2 pseudogenes are annotated in these 924 nt (G+C 75.1%); both read left to right on the forward strand.

The features are described 5' to 3' along the window. Positions 1–370 (forward strand): annotated as a pseudogene (locus tag SSOG_RS51185) (AfsR/SARP family transcriptional regulator); the annotation flags it as partial. A 133-nt stretch (positions 371–503) separates the two neighbouring features. Then, positions 504–924: pseudogene (locus SSOG_RS53790) on the forward strand (hypothetical protein); the annotation flags it as partial.

Consider the following 924-nt stretch of genomic DNA (forward strand, 5'->3'; position numbering starts at 1 on the left):
CACGGCGCTGCGCGACGAGCGGCGGCGGCTGGCCCTGCTGTCGGCGGAGGACGCCGGGGTGGCGGCCGCGCTGCGCAACTCGGTGGCCCGGCTCTCCGCGGACGACGCCCAGTTGCTGCGGGCGCTCGGCGCCGGTTTCGCCCGGGAGGTCAACACCGCTGAGGCGGCCGCGCTGTCCGGGGCGGACCCCGATCTGATCCAGGACTCCCTGGAGCGGCTTGCCGAGATGCATCTGCTGGACGAGGAGGCCACCAACCGCTACGTCATGAGTGACCTGGTGAAACTCTTCGCCCAGGGCGACGGCGGCCGGGGCGCCGCCCCGTCCGGCGAGGGCTCCGGCGGGCCGCGGGAAGGGGAGGGCCCGCCATGAACAGCGGGGCGGTCAGCGGGGCGTTAGTGAGGCGTTAGCGGTCGGCAGCCGGACGGCAGTGGGACGGCAGCGGCCCCGGACAGAGTTGTTGTCGTACCGGACAGCAGCCGAGCCTCACCGGGGGGAACCCACCATGTCGCACTCCACCGCCTTCCTCGCCCGCCACGCCCGCACCATCCGTTCCGTCGCCGCCGGTCTGACCGTCGTCGCCGCGGGCCTGACCCTCACGGCCTGCGGCGACAACGACGGCACCGGGGCCAAGAGCTCGGGCAAGGCCGAGTCCTCGGCCACGGCCCAGGCGGACCAGGGCGGCGCCGACGCCGGGGCCCGGGGCGAGGGTGGCAACGGCACCGGTGGCGCGCAGGGCAGCGGCACCGGCGGTGCGGACGACGCCAAGGAGCAGGCCGGGAAGCAGGCCGGGTGCGCGGCCGGGACGAAGGGCGGCGGCGCGTCGGACGCCCGAGCAGGAGATCGGCCCCTGCGACGTCAACAAGGCCGCGGTGAGCGTCCAGTCCGTCAACCGGCCCGTGAACCACCTGCTGCTGAAGTTCACC

The sequence above is a fragment of the Streptomyces himastatinicus ATCC 53653 genome (genome assembly GCF_000158915.1).
GTDB lineage: Bacteria > Actinomycetota > Actinomycetes > Streptomycetales > Streptomycetaceae > Streptomyces > Streptomyces himastatinicus.